Source organism: Mycolicibacterium arcueilense (genome assembly GCF_058536225.1).
Window position 1 is genome coordinate 28280 of the sequence record NZ_JBZTYL010000011.1, and the last position, 25635, is coordinate 53914.

The 25635-nt window shown below is 66.1% G+C and carries 24 protein-coding genes; 11 read left to right on the top strand and 13 right to left on the bottom strand.

Annotated features, from left to right (window positions below; all coding sequences use genetic code 11):
- The first annotated feature begins 9 nt into the window (after nucleotides 1-9).
- On the top strand, nucleotides 10-840 hold the full coding sequence (locus tag AC4LGL_RS16685; protein WP_491839744.1) for a bile acid:sodium symporter family protein: 831 nt from the start codon (nucleotides 10-12) through the stop codon (nucleotides 838-840).
- On the opposite strand, the gene AC4LGL_RS16690 is transcribed toward AC4LGL_RS16685, so the two are convergent.
- The 5 genes from AC4LGL_RS16690 to AC4LGL_RS16710 all read right to left on the bottom strand — a co-directional run bounded on the left by AC4LGL_RS16690 (nucleotide 770) and on the right by AC4LGL_RS16710 (nucleotide 6021).
- On the bottom strand, nucleotides 770-3034 hold the full coding sequence (locus tag AC4LGL_RS16690) for a winged helix-turn-helix domain-containing protein (RefSeq protein ID WP_491839745.1): 2265 nt from the start codon (nucleotides 3032-3034) through the stop codon (nucleotides 770-772). The two genes, AC4LGL_RS16685 and AC4LGL_RS16690, sit on opposite strands and share 71 nt — an antisense overlap.
- A 38-nt stretch (nucleotides 3035-3072) precedes the next feature.
- On the bottom strand, nucleotides 3073-3750 hold the full coding sequence (locus tag AC4LGL_RS16695; RefSeq protein ID WP_491839746.1) for a YczE/YyaS/YitT family protein: 678 nt from the start codon (nucleotides 3748-3750) through the stop codon (nucleotides 3073-3075).
- Between the two features lie 59 nt (nucleotides 3751-3809).
- Nucleotides 3810-4232 (bottom strand): hypothetical protein, encoded by a 423-nt coding sequence (locus AC4LGL_RS16700; RefSeq protein ID WP_491839747.1) that lies wholly within the window; start codon nucleotides 4230-4232, stop codon nucleotides 3810-3812.
- A 157-nt stretch (nucleotides 4233-4389) separates the two neighbouring features.
- On the bottom strand, nucleotides 4390-4644 hold the full coding sequence (locus tag AC4LGL_RS16705; protein WP_491839748.1) for a hypothetical protein: 255 nt from the start codon (nucleotides 4642-4644) through the stop codon (nucleotides 4390-4392).
- A gap of 120 nt (nucleotides 4645-4764) precedes the next feature.
- A complete protein-coding gene (locus tag AC4LGL_RS16710) occupies nucleotides 4765-6021 on the bottom strand; it encodes an RNA-guided endonuclease InsQ/TnpB family protein (RefSeq protein WP_491839749.1) in 1257 nt (418 codons plus the stop codon).
- 320 nt (nucleotides 6022-6341) lie between these two features.
- On the opposite strand from AC4LGL_RS16710, the gene AC4LGL_RS16715 reads away from it, so the two are divergent.
- The gene (locus tag AC4LGL_RS16715; protein WP_064879518.1) at nucleotides 6342-7181 is read left to right on the top strand and encodes a glycoside hydrolase family 16 protein; all 840 of its coding nucleotides are present in this window, start codon (nucleotides 6342-6344) and stop codon (nucleotides 7179-7181) included.
- Nucleotides 7182-7198: 17 nt separating this feature from the next.
- On the opposite strand, the gene AC4LGL_RS16720 is transcribed toward AC4LGL_RS16715, so the two are convergent.
- A complete protein-coding gene (locus AC4LGL_RS16720) occupies nucleotides 7199-7813 on the bottom strand; it encodes an LGFP repeat-containing protein (RefSeq protein WP_491839750.1) in 615 nt (204 codons plus the stop codon).
- Nucleotides 7814-7915: 102 nt separating this feature from the next.
- Between AC4LGL_RS16720 and AC4LGL_RS16725 the strand changes: the two genes are divergently transcribed.
- On the top strand, nucleotides 7916-8224 hold the full coding sequence (locus AC4LGL_RS16725; protein ID WP_491839751.1) for a GNAT family N-acetyltransferase: 309 nt from the start codon (nucleotides 7916-7918) through the stop codon (nucleotides 8222-8224).
- A 9-nt stretch (nucleotides 8225-8233) separates the two neighbouring features.
- On the opposite strand, the gene AC4LGL_RS16730 is transcribed toward AC4LGL_RS16725, so the two are convergent.
- Nucleotides 8234-8848, bottom strand: coding sequence for a TetR/AcrR family transcriptional regulator (locus tag AC4LGL_RS16730; RefSeq protein ID WP_491839752.1), 615 nt, complete (start codon nucleotides 8846-8848; stop codon nucleotides 8234-8236).
- 93 nt (nucleotides 8849-8941) lie between these two features.
- Between AC4LGL_RS16730 and AC4LGL_RS16735 the strand changes: the two genes are divergently transcribed.
- Nucleotides 8942-10150, top strand: coding sequence for an alpha/beta hydrolase family protein (locus AC4LGL_RS16735; protein ID WP_491839753.1), 1209 nt, complete (start codon nucleotides 8942-8944; stop codon nucleotides 10148-10150).
- Here AC4LGL_RS16735 and AC4LGL_RS16740 read toward each other — a convergent pair.
- Nucleotides 10141-11283, bottom strand: coding sequence for a zinc-binding dehydrogenase (locus tag AC4LGL_RS16740; RefSeq protein WP_491839754.1), 1143 nt, complete (start codon nucleotides 11281-11283; stop codon nucleotides 10141-10143). The genes AC4LGL_RS16735 and AC4LGL_RS16740 overlap by 10 nt on opposite strands.
- Before the next feature lie 238 nt (nucleotides 11284-11521).
- Here AC4LGL_RS16740 and AC4LGL_RS16745 point away from each other — a divergent pair, with 238 nt between their 5' ends.
- The 3 genes from AC4LGL_RS16745 (at nucleotide 11522) to AC4LGL_RS16755 (ending at nucleotide 13964) form a co-directional block, all read left to right on the top strand.
- Nucleotides 11522-11827: a hypothetical protein gene (locus AC4LGL_RS16745; RefSeq protein ID WP_491839755.1), complete on the top strand. Its 306-nt coding sequence runs from the start codon at nucleotides 11522-11524 to the stop codon at nucleotides 11825-11827.
- A gap of 113 nt (nucleotides 11828-11940) precedes the next feature.
- Nucleotides 11941-12861, top strand: coding sequence for a hypothetical protein (locus AC4LGL_RS16750; protein ID WP_491839756.1), 921 nt, complete (start codon nucleotides 11941-11943; stop codon nucleotides 12859-12861).
- 317 nt (nucleotides 12862-13178) lie between these two features.
- Nucleotides 13179-13964, top strand: a complete 786-nt coding sequence (locus tag AC4LGL_RS16755) for a hypothetical protein (RefSeq protein ID WP_491839757.1) — start codon at nucleotides 13179-13181, stop codon at nucleotides 13962-13964.
- Between the two features lie 6 nt (nucleotides 13965-13970).
- On the opposite strand, the gene AC4LGL_RS16760 is transcribed toward AC4LGL_RS16755, so the two are convergent.
- Nucleotides 13971-15833, bottom strand: a complete 1863-nt coding sequence (locus AC4LGL_RS16760; protein WP_491839758.1) for a hypothetical protein — start codon at nucleotides 15831-15833, stop codon at nucleotides 13971-13973.
- Between the two features lie 174 nt (nucleotides 15834-16007).
- On the opposite strand from AC4LGL_RS16760, the gene AC4LGL_RS16765 reads away from it, so the two are divergent.
- Both AC4LGL_RS16765 and AC4LGL_RS16770 read left to right on the top strand, forming a co-directional pair.
- The gene (locus AC4LGL_RS16765; RefSeq protein WP_491839759.1) at nucleotides 16008-18149 is read left to right on the top strand and encodes a M64 family metallopeptidase; all 2142 of its coding nucleotides are present in this window, start codon (nucleotides 16008-16010) and stop codon (nucleotides 18147-18149) included.
- Between the two features lie 11 nt (nucleotides 18150-18160).
- Nucleotides 18161-18889, top strand: coding sequence for a hypothetical protein (locus AC4LGL_RS16770; protein WP_491839760.1), 729 nt, complete (start codon nucleotides 18161-18163; stop codon nucleotides 18887-18889).
- Here the strand turns inward: AC4LGL_RS16770 and AC4LGL_RS16775 are convergent.
- Genes AC4LGL_RS16775 through AC4LGL_RS16785 form a run of 3 tightly spaced genes read right to left on the bottom strand, consistent with a single transcriptional unit; the run spans nucleotide 18886 to nucleotide 22078 of the window.
- Nucleotides 18886-19329 carry a DUF6636 domain-containing protein gene (locus AC4LGL_RS16775; protein ID WP_491839761.1) on the bottom strand — a complete coding sequence of 148 codons (444 nt, stop codon included), beginning with the start codon at nucleotides 19327-19329 and terminating at the stop codon, nucleotides 18886-18888. The two genes, AC4LGL_RS16770 and AC4LGL_RS16775, sit on opposite strands and share 4 nt — an antisense overlap.
- Nucleotides 19330-19364: 35 nt before the next feature.
- Nucleotides 19365-20153 (bottom strand): glutamate racemase, encoded by a 789-nt coding sequence (locus AC4LGL_RS16780; protein WP_491839762.1) that lies wholly within the window; start codon nucleotides 20151-20153, stop codon nucleotides 19365-19367.
- The gene (locus AC4LGL_RS16785) at nucleotides 20150-22078 is read right to left on the bottom strand and encodes a methyltransferase domain-containing protein (protein ID WP_491839763.1); all 1929 of its coding nucleotides are present in this window, start codon (nucleotides 22076-22078) and stop codon (nucleotides 20150-20152) included. The genes AC4LGL_RS16780 and AC4LGL_RS16785 overlap by 4 nt, the downstream gene beginning before the upstream one ends.
- 110 nt (nucleotides 22079-22188) lie before the next feature.
- Here AC4LGL_RS16785 and AC4LGL_RS16790 point away from each other — a divergent pair, with 110 nt between their 5' ends.
- Nucleotides 22189-23322 carry an AfsR/SARP family transcriptional regulator gene (locus AC4LGL_RS16790; protein WP_491839764.1) on the top strand — a complete coding sequence of 378 codons (1134 nt, stop codon included), beginning with the start codon at nucleotides 22189-22191 and terminating at the stop codon, nucleotides 23320-23322.
- Nucleotides 23323-23327: 5 nt separating this feature from the next.
- On the top strand, nucleotides 23328-24173 hold the full coding sequence (locus AC4LGL_RS16795; protein ID WP_491839765.1) for a serine hydrolase: 846 nt from the start codon (nucleotides 23328-23330) through the stop codon (nucleotides 24171-24173).
- On the opposite strand, the gene AC4LGL_RS16800 is transcribed toward AC4LGL_RS16795, so the two are convergent.
- Nucleotides 24161-25585, bottom strand: a complete 1425-nt coding sequence (locus tag AC4LGL_RS16800) for a serine/threonine-protein kinase (protein WP_491839766.1) — start codon at nucleotides 25583-25585, stop codon at nucleotides 24161-24163. The two genes, AC4LGL_RS16795 and AC4LGL_RS16800, sit on opposite strands and share 13 nt — an antisense overlap.
- Between the last annotated feature and the right edge of the window lie 50 nt (nucleotides 25586-25635).

Here is a 25635-nt window from a genome sequence, read left to right on the forward strand (position 1 = left end):
AAGTCCGGCATGAACGATCTCCTCTTGCAGGGGTCGAATATCGCCGTCGTCTTCTTCGTCGTCTCCAGCACTCTGGCCGTCGGTCTCGGCTTGACCGTCGGCCAGATCCTGGCCCCGCTCAAGAACATTCGTGTCGTTGCGCTTGCTCTCGCGGCCAACTTCGTGCTGGCGCCGCTGGCCGCGTTCGGGCTGTGGCGGGTGTTCGATCTGGACGACCCGCTCGGGATCGGGCTGTTGTTGTGCGGGCTCGCGGCCGGCGCGCCGTTTCTGATCAAGCTCGCCGAGTTCGCGAAGGCCGACATGGCCTTCGCGGTGGGCCTGATGGTGCTGTTGATGGTGGTGACCGTGGGCTATGTGCCGTTGATCCTCCCGATCTTCGTCTCGGGCACCGCCGTCAACCCCGCACAGATCGCGTTGTCTCTCGTGGTCCTGATGCTCATCCCGCTGGCTGCGGGCCTGCTGCTGCGGGCCCGCGGTCCCGGGGTGGCCGGCCGACTCCAGCCCGTGATCGCGAAGATCTCCACCGTCAGCATGATTCTGGTGATCACGTTCACGATCGCCGCCCATTTCAACAGCGTGCTATCGGTTTTCGGCACGTTCGGCATCTTGGCGGCGGTCATCTATACCGTGATCTGCGCCGGGATCGGTTGGCTCATGGGCGGTCCCGGGACACGGGAAGTGCTGGCGCTGGGGACCGCTCAGCGCAACGCCGCCGCGGCGTTCGTGGTCGCCGGGCAGAACTTCGACGATCCGAAGGTGGTCGTGATGATCACCGTGGTGTTGATCGCGGAGTTTCTGATGCTGTTACCGTTCTCGCGGCGGCTCGCGCGGTCTCGCTGAGCAAACCGAGTCGGTCGGCCTCGGCCACCGCGGCAGCGCGCGAAGAGACGCCCAGCTTGCGGTAGATCGACTTGGCCTGGCTCTTCACGGTTTCCCGGCCGATGACGAGCTCATCAGCGATGCGCTGCAGAGACAGATGCGTGGCCAGATGTGGGAGCAGCCTGAGCTCGGCTGTCGTCAGCGACGGCCGAGTCCCACGGGCGGCGCGTGCAGACGACACAGCCCGGAGACGGCCGAGCCATTGACCGATGCCGACGGCCTCAGGTTCGCGCCGATGTGTGCGTTGCGCCTCGGCCAGGTGACGCTCGCAAAGTTCGGTGTCGTCGATATCGACGGCGGCGCCCGCGACCAGCACATGGGCCATCAGGGCGGTGCGGGCGGACAGATCACCCAGCCGCTCGAGGAGCCGCTCGGTCGCTCGCACCGCCGAGCGCACTCCGGCCACGTCCCCGCGCCGGGCCCGGACCAACGCGTCGACCGCGTAGACCACCACCATCGGGACCATGTCGGACAGGTCGCGGGAGTCGACGATCGAGCGAGCGGCGTTGGTGTGTGCGACGGCGGCCGACAGATCACCGTCGCCGAGATCCAACGCGGCGAGATGCGCCAGCGCGGCGGCCTGGAATCCAGGTAGGTCTTCGATCACCGGCAACGCAGATTCCAGGGTGCTGCGGGCCTGCTCAGATTCCCCGAGCATGGCCAGGGCCGTACCTTTCATCGTGGTGGCCGCACCCCACCAGGGGTTGACCAGGTGATCACCTGCATCACAGACGGTTTCGGAATAACGGATCACCTCCCCTATGCCGCCGATACCGATCAGAGAACCGATCAGCGCCGCAGCCACCTCGACCGATGGAGTGCCATCGGAGAGCGGTTTACCGGTGTCAGCCGCGCTCGCAGTCACCAGCGACCGCTGGATCAGCTCTGCGTCACCGGTCATCACACCCAGCCAGGCCCGCGCGATCGCGGCGTCGGGGTATTCGGTGAAGGTCTGCTCGTCGATCAGACTGAGCCGCCGGGCCAGGACCCCAGCCCGGCCGTCGAAACCCAGTCGCACGGCGTCGATTCCCACGAGCGCGGCGGCATGGGCCCGGTCGCCGGCGGCCAGGGCCTGCAGCAGCGCCCCGTCGACGTCACCGGCTTGCGCGAGCCGGTCAGCCGCGCGAGCTGCCAATTCCCGGAACCGGTCTGGATCCCGGTCACGGAGGCGCGCACGCAACAGGTCACCGAACAATTGGTGATAGCGGTACCAGACGCCTTGAGCATCCAGGGAAATCAGAAACAGGTTGCCGGATCGAGTGATCGCGTCGAGCATCGCAGCCGAATCGGTCCGGCCCAGCAGCGCGTCGAGTTCGTCAGCGGAGAAGCGGTCCAGCGTCGCCGATTCCGTCAGGAATGTGGCGGTTTCGGGGTCCAGCGCACTGAGCACCTCCTCCACCAGGTAGTCGGCCACCAGCCGGTGCCGGCCGGTCACCGCCTCGGCAGGGGCGCCGTCGCGCAGCGCCAACGCGGCCATGACCACGCCGGCTGCCCAGCCTTCGCATTGGTCTAGTACCCGCGCGATCGTGGTCTTGTCAGCATCACCGCCGACGGCGGCAAACGCGGCCGCACCTTCGGTGCCGGACAGCTTCAGTTCCGGGATTCCGATCTCGAAGAGATAGCCCTGTAGCCGACGCCGGGCCAGGTCCAGTGCCGGGATCTGCCGGCCGATCAGCGCCAGAGTCGTCGATTTCGGGGCCAGGTCCACCACGGCGCGCAGGGCGTCGACGGCTGCGGGCGCCGACAACTCGTGAACGTCGTCGAGCACCAGAACCACAGGCCCCGCGTTTTCGAGTGCCTGGATGAACGCCGGCACCAGCTGGTTTTCGGCGCGGCCCGCGCCCTGCAGGTAGTGCAGCACTGCCGGGTCGACGGGTTCTACCTCGTTCAGTGCCGTCGCCAGGTGCAGCAGCAGGTGCGCGGGGTCGTTGTCGAGGTTGTCGAGCCGCACCCATGCGAAGGGACGCTCATCGGCGTCGTCCCACTGCTCCATCGCGGTGGTCTTGCCGTATCCCGCTGGGGCGGCGACCGACACCAGACCGGTGCGGTTCTGCAGTAAGCGGTTGATTTCCGGGCGCGGAACACCGGCGCGTGCCGTGGCAGGCCGTCCCACGGTCGCCACCGGAACGTGCGCCGGCCAGGATCCTGCTCCCACCTGGGCATCCTAGGTCAGAGCGTCGACTGGCTACACGATCAGAAATGCCAGCGGGTGGTCTTGACCCGCTGCTGGAACGCCTCGAGCGCCGCCAGGTCCTTCTTCATCAGCGGCTTGTTGACCTTCTCGGTGAAGAAGTCGATCAGCGGGCCGGCGAAGAACGCGGTCATGACTGTCCCGACGCCGACCTGTCCGTGGAACGCCAACGCCAATCCGACGAACGCGAGGTCCTGGGCCACGCGCACCGCCCGGTACGGAAGGCGGGTGTGGTCGACGATGATCGGGGCGATGGCGTCGTAGGGCGCGTTGCCCAGCGCGGCGGTCATGTACATCGACGCACCGGCCGCGAACAACGTGATGCCGACGAGGAACATCGCGGTCTGCAGCACGCGTCCGGGATCGGCGGGAACCAGTGGGCCAAGCAGCGCCGAGAACCACTGGATGAAGTAGCCGGTCATGACCATGTTGATGATCGAGCCGATCCCGATGTACATGCGGCCGAAGAAGAGGACCGGGATCAGCAGCACGGCGTTGCTGATCAGCTGGTAGGTACCGAGGTCGAGACCGATCGTGTTGCTGATGCCGATGTTGGCCGCGGTGTAGGGATCCACGCCGACCTGAGCGACACGCAACACGGCCGACCCGAATCCGAGGATGGCCACGCCCACCAGGGCCCAGAACGACCGCCGCCAGTAGTGCATGTTCTGACTACCCACAATCCACGACTATCGCAGAGCGAGGTGGTCATTCACGGTCGACGCGACGGGAGTCCGTTCTAGGACTGCTTGGTCAATGTGAACGAGAACCGCTCGCTGCGCTCGGCCGGGCCACAATCGCTCGCTTCCCAGGTGGCGTAGCCGGTGCCGGCCAGTGTCGCGTCGTCCCACGAGAGTGTGCGTGAGGCAGTCAGCGGGGTGCCCTCACAGGTCCCCGCGTCGGTCCACGGGCTCACCATCGTCCACCGTCCACCGTCCAGGTGGGCCCGCCCGCCATACGGTGCCCAGGTCGCACCGCCGGTGGCCGCCACGTCGGCGCAACCCTGGCCACACGACGTCACGGTCCAGGTGCTCCACGTCGACGGGCCATCGTGGTCGTAGCGGTAGGTGCCGTTGAGTTCCTCGGCGAAAGCCGGGCTCGCGAAACCGACAGCCGTTCCGGCAAGAACCATCGCCGGAATAAAGCCCATGACAAGTCTCACGATCGCACTCCCCTGAAGTCGCCCCGACCCGGTGCCCAAAATTGACGCGGAGAGCATCTCACACGAAGGTGCCTCCGGCACAGCAGAATTGGCACTGCGGCGACTCGAGTCGGCGCGGTTGAGCAGGGATCGCCTTAGCTGGCAAACCAGCCGCGGGTCAGCGGGATTCGACCTCGGATTCGACCAACCCGGCGCTGCGGGCGTTGACGACGACGTGTTCCCAACTCGTCGCCACGGCCGCGATCACCGTGATGGCCGTCGCGAAGCCGGCCAGTGAGGCCAGCACCGTGGCCCATTCCCCGCTGGTGGCGACACTGAGCAGGAGCGCGACGAACGCTCCAGCGAGTACCAGCCCGGCGGTCAGCGCACTGCGCCCCCATGTGGCCCGGCGCAAAGAATCGATCAGTGTCATGCAACCCACTGTGCCCGGGCTGACTGAGCAGGGATGAAGCGTTTCCTATGGAAACCTTGTCAACTGCCTGGCCATGATTGGCCAGGCTTGCAGTCGTTATTCGTGACTGGCTGTCACGCTTCACGCCGCGCCGGGGGCCGTTGACTGGGCCCAGGTGGTCGGGGCTCGGCGCGCGATGTTGTCGGCTCCGAGGATATCTGCGTGTTCTGCGATGTATCCGCAGGTCCGGCAGAGAAACTGGGCCTGGCTGGTCCGGTTTCGTCTATCGATATGGCCGCAGGCCGTGCAGCGCTGGCTGGTATGGGCCGGGTCCACTCGGACTATCGGCACGCCGGCGCGGGCTGCTTTGTAGGTGAGGAACAGCCCGAGTTGGGCGAAGGCCCAGCTGGCATGTGTGGCGCGTTGGGGCTTGCGAAGCCGTACCCGTTCGCGGATGCCGGTCAATTCTTCAACCGCGATCCCGCGTCCGGTGCGTTCAGCCTCGGCCACGATCCTCTTCGAAATCTGGTGATTCACATCCGCAGCGAAACGCGCCTCCTTGCGGGCGCGTTTGCGCAGAAGCCGTTTCGCCGACTTGGTGTTCGTCTTCTGCAGTTTGTGGCGCAGTTCGCGGTTACGGGTGCGGCGGTCTTTCACACTGCCGCGGCCGGCCGCACCGTCCGGAGCCTCAGCACCATATGCGCCCATCAACTCATGTGCCAGGGGCCGGTCACTAGTAACTGCAATGTTCTCAATCCCCATATCCACCCCGATCCAGCCCTCGGCGGTGCCTAGATGCCCACCGGCGCGCACCGCCGGTTCCGGCACATCGACAGTCGCGATCAGATACGCCACCAACCTGCCGCCACCGCGTCGGCGGCGGCGGATCACCAGATCGGTTTCGCCCCTGCGATACGCACGCAGCAGGGCGATGTGGGCCGGTTCGCCGACAAATCGCAGGTTCTTCAACCGGCCCTCGACGGTCCAGATCGACACCACACCACCGGTAGCGCTGTCGGAGTCATGAGCCCAGGACAGGCAACGATCATCGAACGGCTGGGCCGACAACGCCCCGAACCGGATCGGATTCGCTTCCACCTTCCGTCGGCGTCTGCTGCCCGGTTGCCCGTACCGACCGTTACGGAGATTCGCGCGCAACGAGACATACGAATCGGCGACCTTCCGGATACATGCCTGTGCTACCTGGGCACCCAGCCCAGCATGCGCGCGTGCCGCGGCGTACGTAATTGCCCGCAAATCCCGGCGCCGAAAGGTTTTTTCTCGATGCGCGATCGTCGACACCAGATTCGCTGTCTCGTTACATGCGATCAGGGTGCGGGCCAACACATCCAACTGGGCAGCATCAACCTCCAGTCGAACCTGCACCACCTGCTTCATACCGGCACGCTAACCCCAGCTACCGACATTTAGCCTTTGAGTGGGCCCGCGGGGGCAAACATCCAACCGGAACGCGTAGTGATCCCTGAATCTTGAATGATCGTCTCTGGACTCGGCGCCTGGTCGAGCGGTGTCTGTGTTCGGAAGTTGGAGCCAGCCTGTGGGCAGCCCTGTCCGGAGTATGTGTTCAGTGACCGCGGTGGTCAGTCACCCGGGTACATGTTCAACAGGGTTCGCAAGAAGTCCGCTGAACTGAACTTCCCGCCGGCAAAACCCTTGATTCCGCACTCGCGCACGCAGCACGGCTAGGGTGGTCCACCATGGCCAACTTGGATCGCCGAAAAATGATGATGTTGTCAGGTCTGGGCGTGATGGCAGCGGCAATACCCGCCCCGCAAGCCCAGGCCCTCCCGACCAAGCCCCTGACACCGCCTGTTCCCGCGCCGTCGGCGCCACAGGCCACGGTCAACTACGTGTTCGCGGACGAATTCGACGGGGCTGCCGGCTCGTCGCCGAATACGTCGAAGTGGACCATCGCGAAGGCCCGCGAGACCATCAAGGACCCCACCTACTGGGAGGTGCCCGGCCGGATCGGGCAATACCGCGATGACCGCAAGAACGCCTTCCTCGACGGCAAAGGGAATCTCGTCATCCGCGCCACGAAGGAAGGCGATACCTACTACGGCGCCAAGCTGGCGAGCGTGTGGGAGGGCGGCGCCGGGCACACGTGGGAAGCCCGGATCAAGTTCAATTGCCTGACCGCGGGAGCCTGGCCGGCCTTCTGGCTGGGCACCCTGGGCGAGGGTGAACTCGACATCGTCGAGTGGTACGGCAACGGCAAGTGGCCGTCGGCCACCACTGTGCACGCCAAGTCGAACGGCGGCGAGTGGGAGACCCACAACATCGCTGTCGACACCGGCTGGCACACGTGGCGCACCCAGTGGGACGCGAACGGCGCCCGGTTCTGGCAGGACTACACCGAAGGCGCGAAGCCCTACTTCGAGGTGTCGGCGAGCCAGCTGCCCGACTGGCCGTTCAGCCAGCCCGGCTACACGATGTTCGTCGTCTTGAACCTCGCGGTCGCAGGTTCGGGCGGCGAAGACCCCAGCGGCGGCACCTACCCGGCTGACATGCTCGTGGACTACGTCCGCGTCTGGTAACCGCCGTAGCGCAACCGCTACTTCGGCGTGATGGTCTCCGCGAACGTGCCGTCACCTTTGTTCAGCCAGCTGATGGTGCCGTGCTGAAATTCGGTGATCCAACCGCCGTTGGCCCCATCCGGTCCGCCGCCGGTCTCGTCTTCGTCGCCGGTCGGGAAGCCCAACTGCCCCGCCGGGCCACCGTTTGCGGTGTAGACCCGCAGGATCTCGCCCTGCACCACGTGCGCGCCGGTCGACGGCGACGAGAAGATGGTGCCGTTGGCGAATGCCTGCACGGTGCCGTCGCCCACCTTCTCCGGTTGCGCTGTCGGTAGCCCCAGCTTGGCTTCGCCGCCGGCATCGGAGTACTCCTCGGCGATGGGAGCGTCGAGTACCACCTCGCCGACACCGGGCGCATTCACCGTGCTGGGTGCGCCTTCGACAGCCGACGAGACCGCGCTCGAAGCGGAGCTGGCGCCCTCCTTGGCCTTACTCGTACCGGCATCGACGGCCGACGACGCGGCACTCGTCGCGCTGGACAGCGCGTCCTTGGTCTGGTCTTTTGATTCCTCTGAGCATGCGATGGCAGCCGCCCCCGTGATGGCGAAAGCTGCAGCTAGCGCACCTGTGCGTTTGATCAGCTTTGGATTCATTTCCCGAACGTAACACCGCTGTGGGCGCCTCATCAGCAAACGCCGGGATCCTTGGACATCGCAGGCCGCGGCTATCGTGGGGTAACGGCGAACGGAGGGCAGATGAGCTCGGGGACCCAACTCGACCGCACCGGTGCTGCGACCAGCGTGACCGAACACGCTGACCGCTTCACGATCGACGTCGACGGCAGGACGGTCGGGCTCGCCGATTTCCACGACCGTGACGGGCAGCGAATCTTTCCGCACACCGAGGTCGACCCGCAGTACCGCGGCCGCGGGCTGGCAACGATCCTCATCGCCGAAGCCCTACGTTCGACGCGCGCCGCGGGGCTGCGCATCGTGCCCACGTGCTGGATGGTGGCCGAGTACATCGACAAGCATCCGGAGTACGCCGACATCACCGACCGGTGAGAATGCTGTTCAGCGCTGCGCGGACCGTGAGTCGGTGCCGACCAGAGTCATGATGGCTTCGGTCAGCCGGTCCAGGTAGTTGTCGTCGGCGTCGACCTGCATGACCGATTGACGCCAGTACAGCGCTCCCCCGATCATGTCGAGCGCGACATCGATGTCGGCGTCATCGGCGATCTCGCCGCGCACACGGGCCCTCTCGAACAGCTGAGCGGCCTTGAGGCGGCGGGGTTCTCGGATCCGCGGGGCCATCGTGGCGCCGTAGTCAGGATCACGCGCCACCTCGGCGAGCAGGTCCGGGATGATGGTGCGGGCCAGGCGATGTGTGAGGGCCGCCCGGCCGTTCTCCAGATAGGCCCTGATGTCGCCCCGCAGCGTCCCCGTATCAGGAACATCGATCGCCGCGACCGCCACCTTGGTGACCAGGTCGGCGGCCAGGTCCTGCTTCGACTTCCAGCGCCGGTAGATGGCGGCCTTACCGACGCCGGCCCGCTTGGCCACCGCGTCGACGGACAGCCTGCCGTAGCCGACGGCGGCCAGCTCCTCGAAGAACGCCGACTCGATCGCGGCGGTCACGTCGTCAAGAAGAACGGGACCGCCGGAGGTCCGGCGCGCTGCTGTGGCCACGGGTCGATTCTACGAGACGGAACGGTTGCGTTCCGTTTAATCGCGATCTACTCTAATCGAGACGATGCAGTTCCGTTTCGTTAAGGAGGAGCCATGAAATTCCTGTTCGCCGACGAGTCGTTCTCGTTCGAAACGCTCCGTGCAGCCGGATACGCCAATGCCGGCGGCGCCGATCTGGGCGAGATCCTGGTAACTGCCCGAGCCATCCCCGAGGGTGACGAGGCCGCCTGGCATCGCGAATGGAAGGCAACCGCGCAGCGGGTCGAGGCCCTCGGCCGCCAATCGTTGGCCGCCGGTCACACGGTCAGCGCACGTGAGGCGCTGCTGCGAGCGTCGAACTACTACCGCACCGCCGAGTTCTACCTGCGCGAGAACCCCGCCCATGACCCTGAGGCCGAGGAACTGTTCAACCGCTCACGCGAGACATTCCTAGAATCAATGTCGTTGTTCGACTTCGGTTTCGAACGCATCGCCATCCCCTACCAGGACACCATGCTGCCCGGGTACCTGTATCTGGTCGACGACTCCGGAGTGCCCCGCCCCACGGTTATCTTCAACGGTGGGTACGACTCCACCCTCGAAGAGTCCTACGTCGCGCTCGCGGCCGGAGCCCTGGTGCGCGGGTACAACGTGCTGGCATTCGACGGACCCGGCCAGGGCGCCACGTTGCGTGAGCAGGGCCTGACGTTCCGGTCCGACTGGGAGGCCGTGCTGACTCCGGTGGTCGACTTCACCCTCAGCCGCCCCGAGATCGCGCCAGAAGCGATCAGTGTCTTCGGCTACAGCCTCGGCGGCTATCTGGTGGCCCGCGCAGCAGCCTTCGAGAACAGGCTCGCCGCCGTCATCCTCAACGACGGTGTCTACGACTTCCACTCGGCCTTGACCAATATGATGCCGCCGTTCCTGTCCAAGTGGGTCGATGAGGGCAATGACGAGGCCGCCGAGGCGGTAATCGGACTGCTGATGGCCGTCAATACCCAGACCCGCTGGGCGGTGCGAAACGGGCTGTGGGCGTTGGGAATCGACTCACCCGCCGAGCTGGCCCGGGCTTTCAAGGCCTACACGATCGCCGACGTGGCCGACCGCATCACCTCACCGGTGCTGGTGCTCGACGCCGAGAACGACCAGTTTTTCAAGGGTGAGCCGGTGCGGGCGGCCGAGGCGATGGTCAAGGCGAAGACCACCCTGGTGACGCTCTACGAGGCCGACGGTGCAGGTGAGCACTGCCATATGGGTGCCGCATCGCGCGCGAATCAGGTCATGTTCGACTGGCTCGACGAGCAGTTGGGCACTCAAGCTTGAGGGGTCACCAAATATTTCTCGCCGGTGGCCTTCTGCAGGTAGCTGTTGAACGCCTCGGGTTTGAGCATGCCGGCCAATGAGACCTCTTGGGTGTACGCGCTCGCGAACGTCGTGGTCAGTTCCGCGGCGACGCGGGCGCGCAGCCGGGCGATGGTCTCCGGACCGGCGCCGGCGAGGAACGGGGTGAGCAGCCAACCCCCGACGCCCCAAGCCATCCCGAAGTTTCGGGTCAGCACGGTGGGGCCCGTGTCAAGGCTGCCGTAGATGTACACCTGCTTGTGGACGCTCGACCCGTAGCGGGAGTACTGCGCGGCAGTCGCGTTGGCGGCCCGCTCCATGCCGTTGAGGATCTGGCTGGCCAACGTGCCACCGCCGGTGGCGTCGAAGGCCAGCGTCGCCGATGTCGCCTTGAGCGCCTCGACGAGATCCGTCTCGAACGACGGCGACGACGAATTGCAGACATGGACCGCGCCGACGCCGCGCAGGATCTCTTCCTGCTCGGCCTTGCGGACGATGTTGACCAGCGGCACCCCGTCGGCCAGGCACGCCTTGACGAGCATCTGGCCGAGGTTCGACGCCGCGGCCGTGTGCACCAGAGCCGAATGTCCTTCACGGCGCATGGTTTCCAGCATGCCCAGCGCCGTCAGCGGGTTGACGAAGGACGACGCGCCGTCTTTGGCGCTGGCCCCCTCGGGCAGCACCAGACACGCCTCGGCCTTGACCACCCGGTACTGCGCGTACATCGCGCCACCGGCGATCCCGACCGTCTTGCCGAGGAGCGCTTGTGCCTGCGCCGACTCCCCCGCCGCCACCACCGTGCCCGCGCCTTCGTTCCCTACCGGAAGCGAGATGCCGACGCGTGCCGCCATCCCGGCCAGTGCCCCGTCGCGCAGCGGCGCGGTGACGACAGGACGGTCCGAGGTGCCAGCGACCGTGGCCGCCGACATGTCGGCTGCGCTGGGAATCAGCAGACCCAGATCCGACGGGTTGATCGGCGAGGCCTCGACCCGGACCACCACTTCGTCCTGCGCCGGAGTGGGCACTGCAACCTCGTGCAGCGACAACTCGAGTGTGCCGCCCTCGGTCACCAGCGACCGGAGTTCCAGAGCAGTCTTGGGCAGGGCTTCGGTCATGGTTGAACACTACGTCCGGCGCCGCCCTCGCGGCCGTGTCCGCGTTGAGTTCCTCGAGATTTGGTGCAGCTGAGCTTCGGTGACCCGGGTGAGAATGGAGTCGGCAGATTGGGGGCGGCGTGGCGTATACGGTTTCGAGGATTCGCGATTCAAAGCCCGACGTCCTGAGCACAGCGGCCAGCGATGCCGAGACTTCAGCGCAACGCGTCAATGCCCAGATCAGCCAAGGCCGGAGCAGATGAACACACTTCGCGAGGACTGGATCGGTACGGCGTCGGACGCCGCCGGCAAACAGTACGGCGAGCTCATCGGGTATCAACAGGCCTACCGCGAGATGTTGGCGACTTTGCAGGAGACACTGAACAAACACGGCCCCAAGCTCGTCGACTACAAGGCGAAGGTCGATGCCGCGGTCAAGCGGCACTCTCAGCAGTGGGCCGACAAAGGTTTCGCCAAATTCCTCCAGGAGTACTTCACGCCAACCGACGCCGACCCCAACCCTTTCGAGACCAACGCCGGCGGCAGCGACGGCGGGTACCACTAATGCGCCGCCTGTTCTGTGTCCTGACGATAATGGCTCTCGCTCTGCCACTCAGCGCATGCTGGGCCTTCCATGGGGATCCGTTCGCGACGTCGCTCCCGTCGTCAAATTTGGGATTGCGCGTCACGGACGGGAAGCTGCGCGTCTGGACCGGAACGCCGTGCGCAGGGACCACTCGGGTCGTCGTCAGGTTCACCGCTGCGGAAAGCGATGCGCCCGAGTTGGTGTTGTACACGCCCAGTGTTGCGGAGGCGGCCGGGCTCGTGCCCGGTGTCAACTTCGAGTACTTCACCCTTGGCGGCCCCTACCCCGGCTTCAGCGTCAAAGACTCCCTGCCATCGGGATTCGACTGGCGCACAGCACAGAGATTCTCTTTCCAGGTCGATGGCCCGCCAGTCGCCCGGGGGCTCGGCACGGTGGATTTCGCTCCGATCGCCGCTGAGATCAGCGAACACTCGGCAGAGCACCCCCAAGACACCTACTACTTCCCCAGGATCGGCTGGCTCAACCCTGCCCAAGTCGCAGCGAAGGACGGCAAGGAGTTTCTGACAGTCTGTACCCCTGACCCCGCGAAGCGGGAGTCCGAAGAGTCGGTCGTCGGAGTGCGCGTCACCGACGGCGCTCTCCGATTCTGGACAGGCGCGCCCTGCCCCGTCGACGACGGGGTAGTCATCACCTTCCAACCGGGACAAGCCGAAACCATCGTGCAGAAAAAGGGCTCTCCGCGCACCGACATCGAGCGCATCTCCCTCGACCGGCCGGATCCCGAATTCACCGTCACCCGTCCACTTCCCCACGATTTCGACTGGCGCACAGCCCAATCAGTGCTCCTGCGACTGTTCGACACCGAGAAACTGCGCGTCCACGACCGCAACCTCGTGTGGAGCAAGTCCACCCAACTCGCCATTCCGATCGCCGAGTCCGCGCAACATCCTCCTGACACCTATTACTTCGAAGGACAAGGCTGGCTGAACCCAGCCGACGTCGCTGCCCGCGACGGCATCTCGATGCAGACGATCTGTGGCAGGAACCCGTGAACGACCTGTCTACCAGCGCCACACCAAGTGCAACCGGCCATGTTCGATACCCGCATCCGAGGCCGACAGTGTTGCGCTTCCTGAGTTCGATCGTGGCAATCATTGCTGTCACCATGGCGTTATCCGGATGCGAGAGCTACCACGGTAAAAGTCCGTTCGAAACGTCGTTGCCATCAGCGAAATTCGGGGTGCGCGTCACCGATGGACAGCTACACCTCTGGACCGGATCGAAATGTGAAGGTACTACCCAGGTCGTCGTCAGATTCAACTCTCAGGGCACCGGCGACAAACAATTGCGGCTCAATACGCCCAGCTATATGGACGACGACGGGCTGACACCTGGAGTCGAGTTCGACCACCTCACCCTTGATGGTCCGTATCCCGGCTTCAACGTGAAAGACTCCTTGCCACCGGGGTTCGATTGGCGCAGAGCGGAATTCATCGATTTTGAAGTTGCCGGCCCTCCCTATGCCCGGGGGATCGGCGGGTTGCAGTTCACACCAATCGCCACTGAGATCACCGAGCATTCAGCCGAACACCCCGAGGACACCTATTACTTTCCCGACCTCGGGTGGCTCAACCCGACCGAGGTCGCCGCGAGAGACGGCAAGGAGTTCCTGACAGTCTGCACAGCTGATCCCGGCAGGGGTGAGGGCATCAAGGCGGCCGTCGGAGTCCGCGTCACTGACGGCACTCTCCGATTCTGGACCGGCTCCCCATGTCCGTTCGACTCCGGGGTGATTCTCACTTTCCAACCAGGACAGGCCGAGGCGATACTGCGGAAAACCGAGCATTCCATCGAGGACGTCGAATACCTCAGCTTGGGTGGCAACGATCCGGAATTCACCGTGACGCATCCGCTGCCATCGGACTTCGACTGGCGCACAGCCAAGTCGGTGCTGTTCCGACTTGTAGAAACCGACAGGGCAACCAACCGAAGCAACCAACTCGTGTGGAGCAAGTCCACCCAACTCGCCGTCCCGATCAGCGAGTCCGCGCAACATCCCTCCGATACCTACTACTTCGAAGGCCAGGGTTGGCTGAACCCAGCCGATGTCGCCGAACGCGACCGCACATCGATGCGCACAATCTGCGGTGAGTAGCGCCGGCTACACCGAGCATTTGTCCCCGGTGAACAGATCACAAGTCGTCTGTAGGCCGTTGAGTACGCCGGCGGGGATCGCGGAGATGAAGTCAGTGGCGCTGACGGCGCGCAATGACGTGAGATCAGTGGCCTTTTGCGTGCCGATCAGCACCGCCACGGCGTCGCCCTTGTCGGTGGAGATGGTGAACGAGTCGTCGCCGTCGCCGTACTGCCCGGCACAGTCGGTGTGGCACGTCCCGGTGGTGGGGTCGATCTTCTCGTCGAACATGTCGTTGATCCACCCGGCGGACAGCTCACGCACGGCCAGCGGGTTCTGCGGCTGCGGGAAACCGGCAATGAGGTACGCGGCGGCTTGGATCAACGGATTGCCGCCCTGCATGGGGTCCATGTGCACGCCGCCTTCGAGCACGACGCCGGTGAACTGTCCCGGTCTGGCTTCCGTGAGCTGGTCGTTGACGTCGCTGAACACGTTCAGGAAGTTCAGCGGCGCACCGATCTCGTAGATCGGGATGTAGTCGTTGGGATCGTCGTCGCTGGGGTCAGCGGTCCCGTTCGTCTCCAGCTCGTCGAGCCGCTCCATGGCGTCGGGAATGATCGAGCCCATCGGCACCGCGTCGTAGATCACCACGCCGGCAAGGTCGTTGGGCGCATCCAGCCCCTGATCGCGCCGTCGGGTCAAACCCTCGGCGTAGTACCCGGCGACCCCAGGGGCGAACCCGCCGCCCAGCGAGTGCCCGACGAGGACGAACTGCATCGGCACATCGAGATTCTCGGTGCGGCCGGCCTTCAGCTCGGCCGTGTCCATGCTGGCGTTGAGCGCGGTGCGGTCAGGATCGAGGAACAGCTGGGCGACCGCCTCATGCAGGTTGTCGCCACCGAGCCACATGCCGTCGGCCTCGAACGGGTTCGACGTGAACGTGGTGGTGACGACGATGCTGTTGGTCGACTGAGCCAGATAGGAGGCCGTGTAGCTGTAGAGCGGCCCATTGGCCAGGAAGCCGTGCTGCAGGTAGATCAACCGGGTCGGTGGCTCACCGTTGGCGGATGTGGGGAAATACCAGTTGGATTCGACTTCATGGCCTTCGGAGATGACCAGGGTCGAGGTGCTGACCTCGACCGAGTCACGCAGACCCGGCGGGACCACCGGGTCGCCACCGACGATTCGCTCCAAGGCGGCGACGGTATCGAACACGACGCCGGTGATCACCGACAGCGGCTTGGGATAGTTCTGCGGTTCGGGATTGAGCGTCAGGGCGCCGAGGCTGCGGATCACATCGTGGATCGCCTCGATGGGGTCCGGTCGCGCTGGAGTCGCTGATTCCTCGGAGGCGCGCAGTGCCGGACCGATCTGCTTGTCGCGCAGTTGCGTTGGCTGCCTCAGCCGCCATTCCGGCGTGGTCGCACCCTCCGGCGCGGCGGCGAGTGCCGGTCGAATCTTGATCGGCGGCCGGGCTCGGACCTCTGCGGTGCCCGGCACCTTCCCGGTGACTTCGCGGCTCACGTCCTCAGCGGCGTCGCGGGTGGCGGCACCTAGGTCGTGCACCGCCTTCCGAGCGTCGCGGGCCGAGTCCCGAAGTAGGGTGCGCGCCTTGGTCCGGACGGAATCAGCGGACTGGCGCGAAGACTGGCCCGACTCGTCGGTGTGGGCCGCGCGTTTTCTGGTGTCGGCCGTCGGCCGCTGTTTCGCCGCGCGCACGGTCCGCTGGTGAGTCTGTTTGGCGGAATTGGTCTGGCTCGCCGATGGCTTTCTGTCCTGCTTCGACCCGCCGTCGTCGTCGGCGTGAGCGGCACCCGCCCCGGCGAGCACAGCCGCCGAAAATCCCGCCGTGAACACCCCGGCACCAACCCACACCACTACTCGCGTCATTCTTCCCCCCGTTACATCGACGCCGACCTCTGTCACGCTAGCGGGAGGCCCCCGGTTCACGGATGCGATTCGGCGACGCAGTTGAACTGGGCAATAGTCGAGTAGCGCACTACGCGTTCCCTTCCGCCCACCACGGCGCATCGTTGGAACTTCACCGGATGAGTGGGGGCCGAGATGGCTGACAGCGTGACCGTCCTGCAGGACGTTGGGACAGGGTTGTTCAGTTTCAAGAAGACGCTGGCGATTCTCGGCGACGGCTTCGCGGCGGGCGCCGACCAGACGATCTACAACAACTACGTGCGTGACGTCGTGATGAAGCGAGTTTTCGGGGCGGCCAGCTACTACAACGAAGACGCCGCCGCGTGGAACATCCGGCGCGTCAACCTCGAATCGAAACACTCAGGTGCGAGCGAACGCACGTGGAACGACGCAGGGACGCCGACCGACATCTCCGATGACACCTCCACGGACAGCATCTTCGACACCGCGCTGAACATCATCGCCAACGGCGCGTGGTGGCACAACTGGTTCGAGGACGGGACCGGCACCAGTACCCGGATCAGCAACGCGATCAACAAGTGGGCCCCGGGGGCGGATTTCACCCTGATCATCGTCAACTCGAAGAAGCCGGGCGGATTGCGCACCGGCACCACCCTCAAAGTCACGCTGAACGAGGGTTGGTCAACCATCGCCCACGAATTCGGGCACGGCTTCGGCAATCTCGCTGACGAGTACAGCGCCAATGGTAAGGGGGCCTTCACCGATTCCGATCCGGGCAGGGTGAACGTCACGCTCGAAACCAAGCGTTCCAAACTCAAATGGAACAACTTCGTCAATCCCTCGACGCCGGTGCCCACCGGTGTGGGAGCGGCCGCCGGGTGGACCGTCGGCACCAAGCCCGCCGGGTGGGATGACGCCTCCGACGCCGGCTTGTTCGAGGGCGGCCACACGTTCGAGACCGGGATCTACCGTCCGGTGATCGACTGCCGCATGAACAGCAACGTCCCGGATTTCTGCCCGGTCTGCTACACCGAACTCAAGAAGAACTATCGCTTCGCCGCCGACCACGACTTCCGCAAGGCGGTCCCGGGGCGGTTCACCTCCGCTGTCGGTTCGGAATTCATCGTCCACGAGAATCGTGCGTTGACCGTGTACCGAGCCGACGGCAACCGGTGGGAACACAAGAAGACCACCGCCGCAGCGGTCCCCGGCATCTGGGCCATCCGCCCCGGCGATACCTACCTCGCGGCGGACTTCGACGGTGACGGCCGCGACGAGCTGGTTGTGTTCAACTCCACCGACTGGGTTTTCCCGTATCTGGCGTTGATCAAGGTGAACACCGACGGCACGATGCGCGTGCTGGCCCGCTACGACGGGGACATCCCCGGGTGGGGTGGGTTCGCGCGCAACGATCGGCTGATCGCCGGTGACTTCAACGGCGACGGAAAGGTCGACCTCCTGATCTACAACTTCGACGACTGGTCGACGCCCTATGTGGCGACGTTGATGTCGACCGGCACCGGATTCATCCAGAGCCGCCGCTACGACGGCGACATCCCCGGGTGGGGCGGGCTGGCCCGCCACGACCAGATCTTCGTCGGCGATTTCGGGGGCACCAACCACGACGACCTGCTCATCTGGAACGCGAAGGACTGGAGCAGCAGGTACCTGGGCCTGTTCCGGATGAGGCGTGGAGCGTTCAGCTGCATCCGGTTGTGGGAGGACGACATTCCAGGCTGGGGTGGATTCGCCGAGCACGACCGATTCATCGTCGGAGACTTCAACGGTGATGGGAAGGACGACCTGTACCTCTTCAACGGTTCTGACTGGGCGAACCCGTACCTGGCGATGTTCCGCTCCACGGGAAGCGATTTCACCCGGAGCCGAATGTTCGACGGCGACGTCCCCGGCTGGGGCGGGATGCGTCAGGGTGACCAGTTCCTGGCCGCCGACCTCACCGGCAGCGGGAAGGTCGGGCTGTTCGCCTGGAACATGGTCGACTGGTCGCACACCTACGCCGGGCGGATGATCTCCAGCGGCGCCAACCTGTCGGCAGACTTCCGGGAGGACTGGATCGGCGAGTGGCACCTGGGCGCATCGAACGTCTTCAACCGGGTACCCACCTATGAGCGGTTCCGTCCACCGGTGGGCGAAGGACGCCAGATACTGCCCGGCCCGATCATCCTGCGCGGTCCAGACCGTGTGCTGGTGCACAACCGTGACTGGCTGGGCACATTCCGCGGCGTCCAGCCGCTGAGGCTGAACTGCATCTACAACAAATGGGTGCACAACTACCGGTACGGCAGAAACTGGTGATGGAGACCAAGATGACTGATTCGACTGAACGGCCTTCGAAGAACCTGCGCCGGCGACGGCCGTTGGGCACCACCATCGACGGGTTCGCCCGCGGTCAGGCCAAAGACGGCGGAACGCTGTCGGCGCTGCGCAGGGAGCAGACTGGCCGTAGCAAGCCCTCGGTGACAGCGTCGCAGGCGCTGTACGGCCGTGGCACCACCGCGAAGAGGAAATGGGGTCCGCAGGTGGCACCGGAACCCGAAGCGGGCGATCAGACCCGCAGTGTCCGCCTTCGTCTGCAGGTCCGCCGCGGCCGAATCACCGTGCTGGACAGTGCCGTTGTCGAGGCCCCTGCTCCGAATGAGGCTGAGGTGCGCGGCTCGACGTTTCTCGAGGTGCGCGTCGGCGATCAGGTGATCGCGCTGCAGCCGTTGATCGACCCCGGGCTCAGCATCGGCATTCCCGACCCGGCGGATTCGGCCGATGACTTCCGCGGGCACCGGGTCGTGCGTGAATCCAGCTGGGAGACTGCGATTCGCGTCCCCCTCGAGGCACTCGCCACCTTCGCCCCGAGCGATCTGTCGATCTCGATATTCGAAGTACCCGAACACCTGGTGCTCGACGCACGCTCGTCGCGGTCGGTCGCCTCGCGGGTGCGGGCCACAACGGAGTTGGCGCGCAGTTCACAGCTGCGGGCCCGGGATCTCCCCGACGGGGTGTTCGGTGGATCCGGGCGCAAACGACCTTCGCGAGAGTCCTAACCGAGTTCGAGCGAATCTCGCGACATCCGGAAATAATGTCCACTGCCGGTGTCGGTGCAGGTGACGCCTGCGGGTTGCGACTCGCACTTCATCGGTCCGGCCGAGCGCGTCTGACCGTACGCCAGCGTCGGCATTCCGTTGTCGAAGATGGTGTCGCCGTGGCAGTGCACCTCGGGCGCGCTACCCGGTTTCAGGCTGACGCGGTCGCCCCAGTCCAGGTGGCAGTCCGCCGGTTTGGCCGGCGGGTTGTAGGTGTGGTCCCGGATCTCGCAGACGACGCCGTTGCTGCCATCGAAGCCGTTCGGGACCAGGCACCAGATGTTGCCCGACGGGGTGACGAACTTGGGTGGCGCAGGGCAGGCGTTCGCGGTGGCAGGGAGGGCGATGAGGGCCGCCGCCGCGGTGACGAACGGGATGAGGTGACGCGGTTGTGTGCTCATGGCATTGAGCATGCGGGGACCGTCTTGCGGAATTCTCAATGGAATCTCGTGCTGAGTTCGTCGGCGGTTGCGGCCGGTTCGGCGACGAGTTCCACTCCCCAGGCCAGCGCCGCACCTCGCCGCATGGCTGCGGCATCGCCGCTGGTCAGATACGCCCTTGCGGCCATTGGGCCAGCCTGTGCGGAGGGATGGCGCGCGGCGATCGCGGCGGCCAGTCGCTGGGCCGGGTCGATCAGCGTGGCGTCGGGCAAGGCGTCGGCGAACCAGTCGCTCACGGCAGGATAGTGGGTGCACGCCAAGACCACCGCGTGGGCCCGCTGCAGCGGGCCCACGATCCGGCGCAGGTCGGCGACGAACCCCGGTGAGCCGGTGCTGCCCGCCTCGATGTGGGCCGACAGCGGTTGCGCCACCCGGGACAGCACCTCGCGGCCGGGCCGGGCCAGCCCGCGCCGATAGCAGCCGCTGGCGATGGTGCGTCGCCCGCCGACCACGCCGACGGGTCCTCGGACGTGGTCGGGCACCGACGCCAGGCCGTGACCGATGATGCCCTCCACCGGAACCGGCGCCCGGCTCAGGCGCGGAGCCACCGTGCTCGCCGCATTACAGGCAAGCACCACTTCGGTGGCCCCGCGGCCGGCGAGCTCGGAGACCACGGCGTGGAGCCGGGCCGTCAGGTCCGCGCTGCGCATCCGGCCGTAGGGCGTGACTCCGGCGTCCGACCAGTACAGCACCGGCAATCCGGGCACTTGCCGGTCCAGTTCGCGCACCAGCCCGATGCCTCCGATGCCCCAGTCGACGATGCCGAGGCACGCAGGCGGCGTCATGGGTAGGTGAGCGGGGCCGTGAGCCCCTTGTCGAGGGGTCCGGAGTCGAAGGCCATCACCCGTTGTGACGGCGTCGCGGTCAGCAGCCGCAGCTGTGTGCCGGGGAACCGACTGGCGAAGTACCAGCGGTACTCGTGCTCAGCGCGGATCGGATTGTGCCGCAGCATCTCCCGCCATGCGGGATGGCTGGTCAAGGCGGTCAGATCGGCGGCGAACTGCGGTCGGGCCCGACGGGTGCGCACGTGCTCGAGCGCCGACCGGGCCAGCACCGGGAGTTCGCGAACCCGCATCGGGTGCTCCACCATGTCGACCACCCAGAGCCGTCCGCCGGGCGCCAGTACCCGGCGGATCTCGGCCATCACCGGATCCCAATCCAGGTACCGGAACGACAGAAAGCAGATCACCACGTCGACGTGATCGTCGGGGAGGTCGAGCTGCGGACCGTCGACAGCTGTGAACCGCAGCCGGGAGCGCTGCCTACCGCGGGTGCGCGCCTGGGCGAGCATGCCCGAGGAGATGTCCACGCCGATGCCGAAGTCGAGTACGCCGTCGTCGTCCAAGGCACGCAACAACGCACCAGTGCCGCAGCCGATTTCAAGTATCCGCAGTCCCCGGCCGAGTTCGGCCCGGGCAAGGGCGGCGCGTTCGGATATCCACCGCCACTCGGTGCCGCGCACCCTGATATCGGCGTAGGCGCGGTCATAGAGCTCGGCCACCGGATCGTACGAGCCGACAGCACCGGCGGGTTCGGGCATGCTGAGCACCGGTGGCTGTGCTGCGGCTCCGAGGTACTTGCGAGCGGCTCCCAATGGCCCATGCGACTTCCGTCCCGGCGCGTCGATCAGATAGAGGTCGGAGCGCGACGACGGGCGACGGCCCGCCCAGGAGAACCGGTCCTTGCGCGTCGACACCGTGGTGTAGTTGCGGTTTCCGAACGCGGGTACACCGAACACGTTGGCGAAGAACGGCGCGAACCAGCGTGCGGTGCGGCAGGCATGAAAGTAGGCGCGGCCCGTGGCGGTGAACGGGATTGTCATCGACCGCCATTCGTGCGGTGAGAACTGCTCGGGCCAGTCGGTCGATCCGAACATCGGGCCGTACATTCCGGAATGGCTGATGAGGTGCAACTGGTCGATGACGCGGCCTGCCTCGGTCAGTCGGGTGAGCTGCGCGGTGAAGTCGGCCTTGTGATGCAGGCCGGACACGATGATCTCGGCATCGGGATGGGCGGCGGTCAGCTCACGCGCCATGGTCGCCGCGGCCACCGCGAACTCTGCTGATCCACCCCGGTAGTGCGTGGTGTGGGCCACCCAGATCACCGGTGCAGCCGGTGTTTCGGGGGATATCCGGGCGAACGGGACGCGTGGGTGCGGCTCTCGCGGAATCCAGGCTCCATAGTTGCCGACCAACTCCAACATCTCGGAACGATCCAGATCGAACACCCGCATGCTGGTCGCGGGCGGACTGTAGAAATGCAGGGTCAATCCCCCATCCAAGCCGGCCATATCGTGGATCACGTCGCGGGTGATGCTCGTGACGTCGCCGGTGTGGTGCTCGGTACTGCTGACGACGGACAGCCGTGGACCGTCCCAGTCGAACCGCCGCTCCTCGAACCGGCCCTGCAGGACGATGACGAAACCGCCTGCCCCGCCATGGTCGTGGGGTGCGCAGCGTCGTCCGGGTCGCCACCGGGCCAGCATGATCTCGACCGCGTCATCGACGCGCAGGATCGTCCGGGAGTAGGGCTCACCATCGTTGGGGACGGCCGCCATCGCGGCCAACGCCGGCCGCACATCGGCGACCCTGGTCAGCAGGTCCGGCCCCGGGACCTCGCCCCTGACCGCGACGCCGGCCAAGTCGTCGAGCAGCGAATCCAGCCCGGCAGCGTCGTCGTACCGGGCGGGGAGGTGCGAAATCGTGGTCATGCCGAAACGATGACGCCGACACCTTGCAGGATTCTCAACGGATCCTTGCGGTAGCGCCGCCTGGCGTCACAATGGGATGCGGACCGCGCCGAACACCGGGAAGGCAAGCGATGGGTGAACCTCGTGTCGGGTTCGGCCTGTTGGGCCCGCTGCAGGTCACCGTGGACCACGCGACTGTCGCGCTGGGTACGCCCAAACAGCGTGCGGTGTTGGCATTCCTGCTCATCAATCGCAATCGGGCGGTCAGCACCGAATCGCTGATCGACGCCGTCTGGGACGGGGAACCGGTACCCGCGGCCCGCGCCACAATCCACACCCACGTGTCCAATTTGCGCCGTCTGCTCGGGGTTGGTGAGCCGGAGGCGCCCGCGGCGCTCGTCAAAGCGGCTCCCGGTTATCGGCTCAACGTGGCCGCCGGCAGTTGCGATCTGGACCGGTTCATCGCCGAGAAGTCCGCGGGGATCAACGCCGCCGCGGCCGGACGGTTCGAGTCAGCCGGCACACACCTGGCCGCGGCTCTGGCGCAATGGCGCGGCGACGTCCTCGAGGATCTCCGCGGATTCCGATTCGCCGACACCTTTGCCGCGGCCCTGACCGAGGACCACGTGCTGGTACACACCAGTCGCGCCGAGGCCGAGATCGCCTGCGGGCGCGCCGCAACCGTCATCGCCGACCTCGAAGACCTCGTCGCCAGGCATCCGTACCGCGAACCCTTATGGGCTCAACTGATCACCGCCTACTACCAAGCGGAGCGACAGTCCGATGCGCTGGAAGCCTACCGGCGCGTCAAATCGGTACTGGCCGAGGAACTCGGCATCGACCCCGGGCCCACGCTCAGCGCTCTGCATGCGCGGATCCTGCGTCAGGAGCGCCTCGACATCCGGCAGGTCGCCATGGCCACCGCGGCACGTACCGTCAGTGCCGGACGCACCGCCACCAGCCGAGGTGCGACATCTGCCGCGCTGCGTGATGCCGCCGGACACCGATACCCGTTGAAGCCGAACGTCACCCGGATCGGCCGGTTGCCCGACAACGACATCGTGCTCGACGACGCCGAGATCAGCCGCCACCATGCCGTGATCATCGACACCGGAAGCAGTTTCGTCATCACCGACCTGCAGTCGGCCAATGGTGTGCAGGTGCGGCAGGAACGCATCCACCCCAGCGCCACCGTCGGCGATGGCGACCCCATCCGCATCGGCGGACGCAAGTTCACCTTCGAACTTCAAAGCGCTGCACCGTGACATCGATGCGCAGCGGCCGGTTGTGGGCACTGATCGCGGTCTTCGCGGCGATCGCGCTCGCCGCGGGAGTCATCATCGGGACCCAGCTCGGCGGGCGGCCGCACCCGCGGGACTCCTCCCCCATCGCGCCGCTGGCGGCGGAGTTCGCCCAATTGGAAGGTGACCTGCACGCCACGGCGGGGATCGCGCTCAGCGGTGTCGGGCCGGGGCAGGAACCAATGTCATTGGGGCAGTGGCAGAGCGGTCCCGCCTGGTCGACCATCAAGGTGCCGTTGATCATCGCCGCGCTGCGCGCACAGGTGCCGCCACAGATCACAGAAGCGATGACGGCCGCCATCACCCAATCCGACAATGCGGCAGCCGAAACGATCTGGGAGAGCCTGGGCACCCCCGCCGAAGCTGCCAATAAAGTCGAAGCGGTCCTGCGGCAGACCGGTGACCCGACGATCGTCCAATCACAACGAGTACGGCCCGAGTTCAGCGCGTCAGGGCAGACCGACTGGCCACTGGAGGATCAGGCACGGTTCATCTCGGTGGCAGTGTGCGACAAGGCAAATGCTCCGGTGTTCGACCTGATGGGCCGGGTCGAGGCCGATCAACGATGGGGCCTCGGCACCATCGGCGGCAGCCGGTTCAAGGGCGGCTGGGGCCCCACACCCACCGGCGGCTACCTGGTGCGTCAGATCGGGGTGCTGACCACCCCGTCCGGGACGGTGGCCGTGGCGCTCGCCGCCCTGCCGTTCTCCGGGAAATTCGAGGACGGCACCGCCGCGCTCACCACGATGGCCAACTGGCTGCAACAACGGCTGGGGGCGCTGCCCGCCGGTGACTGCCCGGCTCACCAGAGATAGACGCGGGCGTTCTTGCCGCCCGTGCAGGTGATCCAGTTGTCGCCCGGGGACTGCTGGCAGTGCATCAGGAAATTGGAGCCGTCGCACAGTGCCCCGGGTACCCGGCCGCAGTCCACGGCACCTGGGGCCGACACCGCGCGCGGCAGCGGGCTCGCGTTGCCGTATTCGGCCCAGTACGACGTCAGCACGCTGTTGGTGAAAAGGCATGAGGTTTCCGGTGTTCCGCGTCCAGCGCGGCTGCCGAACCCGCTGGCCGTGGTGGCTGCGAAACCGTCGTCGCACGTCTGGTGCAGGCTGCTCTGATCGGGACCGGTGACCAGCGGCGGCAGCGTACCTCCGTCCTGCCCCGCATCCTTGCCAGACGCGGACGGCGGGGTGTCCGCAGGCTGGCCGGCGTCGGTGGCAAGCATGCCGATCACGACGCCGAGGCCGCCGAGAATCAGCGCGGCCGCCACGGCGATGACGGTTGGCAGCACCCAGCCCCGACGGCGCGGCTCGGAATGGGCGGGCTCCGCACGTTGGACCGGCGGTGGACCGACCGTGGGGGCGGCAAGCGTCGACGCCTGATGCGGCAGGGTCGTCGGCGCCGAGCCGGCCTGCAGCGCGCGTTGGGCCGCCCGGCCCAACGCGCCCGCGGATCCGTACCGGTCGTCGGGGTCCTTGGCCATACCCCGGGCCACCACATCGTCGAGAGTCGAGGGCACCGTGGGATTCGTGACGCTCGCACGCGGAGGCGGTGCGGAAATGTGTGCTGCGAGCAGATTTTCCAGGTTGTCGCCGGCGAACGGGGGGTGACCGGTCAACGCCTCGTACAACACACAGGCCAGCGAGTAGGAGTCGACCGCCGGCGTCACCGTCTGGCCCGTGAACCGTTCGGGCGCCATGTAATTCATGGTGCCGATACGCGATCCCTCGGTGGTCAGCCGACTGTCGCCCTGGCTCTCGGCGATGCCGAAGTCGACGAGGTAGGCGAAATCGGCCGGCGTGACGATGATGTTCTGCGGCTTGATGTCGCGGTGGATCAACCCCGCCGCGTGCGCCGCGTCCAAGGCCGCGGCGATCTGGCTGATGATGGCCACCACCCGCGCCGGTTCCAGCGGACCATCGGAGATCAGGTCCGACAGCGTCGCACCCTGCACCAACCGCATGTCGATGTAGAGGCTGCCGTCGATCTCGCCCCAGTCATGGATCGGGATGACGTGCGGTTCCTGCAAGACCGCCGCCGCATGCGATTCCCGCTGGAAGCGGGTACGGAAGATGGCGTCGTTGGAGTACTGATCGGCAAGGATCTTCAAGGCCACGGTCCGGTTCTTGTCCGCATCGAAGGCCTCGTACACCTCCCCCATCCCGCCTCTACCCAGCAGGCGCGTGATCGAGTACTTGCCGAACGTCGTACCGACGCGCGAATCCACTTCCAATCTCCCCTGATCGTTCGCTATAGACGCAGTATCGCCTGTGAGGG

Excerpts from the sequence above, each read along its gene's own strand:
- AC4LGL_RS16685 (WP_491839744.1), top strand. The coding sequence starts at position 10 with ATGAACGATCTCCTCTTGCAGGGGTCGAATATCGCCGTCGTCTTCTTC.
- AC4LGL_RS16705 (WP_491839748.1), bottom strand. The coding sequence starts at position 4,644 with ATGACACTGATCGATTCTTTGCGCCGGGCCACATGGGGGCGCAGTGCG.
- AC4LGL_RS16710 (WP_491839749.1), bottom strand. The coding sequence starts at position 6,021 with ATGAAGCAGGTGGTGCAGGTTCGACTGGAGGTTGATGCTGCCCAGTTG.
- AC4LGL_RS16715 (WP_064879518.1), top strand. The coding sequence starts at position 6,342 with ATGGCCAACTTGGATCGCCGAAAAATGATGATGTTGTCAGGTCTGGGC.
- AC4LGL_RS16720 (WP_491839750.1), bottom strand. The coding sequence starts at position 7,813 with ATGAATCCAAAGCTGATCAAACGCACAGGTGCGCTAGCTGCAGCTTTC.
- AC4LGL_RS16725 (WP_491839751.1), top strand. The coding sequence starts at position 7,916 with ATGAGCTCGGGGACCCAACTCGACCGCACCGGTGCTGCGACCAGCGTG.
- AC4LGL_RS16735 (WP_491839753.1), top strand. The coding sequence starts at position 8,942 with ATGAAATTCCTGTTCGCCGACGAGTCGTTCTCGTTCGAAACGCTCCGT.
- AC4LGL_RS16740 (WP_491839754.1), bottom strand. The coding sequence starts at position 11,283 with ATGACCGAAGCCCTGCCCAAGACTGCTCTGGAACTCCGGTCGCTGGTG.
- AC4LGL_RS16745 (WP_491839755.1), top strand. The coding sequence starts at position 11,522 with ATGAACACACTTCGCGAGGACTGGATCGGTACGGCGTCGGACGCCGCC.
- AC4LGL_RS16755 (WP_491839757.1), top strand. The coding sequence starts at position 13,179 with ATGGACGACGACGGGCTGACACCTGGAGTCGAGTTCGACCACCTCACC.
- AC4LGL_RS16760 (WP_491839758.1), bottom strand. The coding sequence starts at position 15,833 with ATGACGCGAGTAGTGGTGTGGGTTGGTGCCGGGGTGTTCACGGCGGGA.
- AC4LGL_RS16765 (WP_491839759.1), top strand. The coding sequence starts at position 16,008 with ATGGCTGACAGCGTGACCGTCCTGCAGGACGTTGGGACAGGGTTGTTC.
- AC4LGL_RS16770 (WP_491839760.1), top strand. The coding sequence starts at position 18,161 with ATGACTGATTCGACTGAACGGCCTTCGAAGAACCTGCGCCGGCGACGG.
- AC4LGL_RS16775 (WP_491839761.1), bottom strand. The coding sequence starts at position 19,329 with ATGAGCACACAACCGCGTCACCTCATCCCGTTCGTCACCGCGGCGGCG.
- AC4LGL_RS16780 (WP_491839762.1), bottom strand. The coding sequence starts at position 20,153 with ATGACGCCGCCTGCGTGCCTCGGCATCGTCGACTGGGGCATCGGAGGC.
- AC4LGL_RS16785 (WP_491839763.1), bottom strand. The coding sequence starts at position 22,078 with ATGACCACGATTTCGCACCTCCCCGCCCGGTACGACGACGCTGCCGGG.
- AC4LGL_RS16790 (WP_491839764.1), top strand. The coding sequence starts at position 22,189 with ATGGGTGAACCTCGTGTCGGGTTCGGCCTGTTGGGCCCGCTGCAGGTC.
- AC4LGL_RS16795 (WP_491839765.1), top strand. The coding sequence starts at position 23,328 with ATGCGCAGCGGCCGGTTGTGGGCACTGATCGCGGTCTTCGCGGCGATC.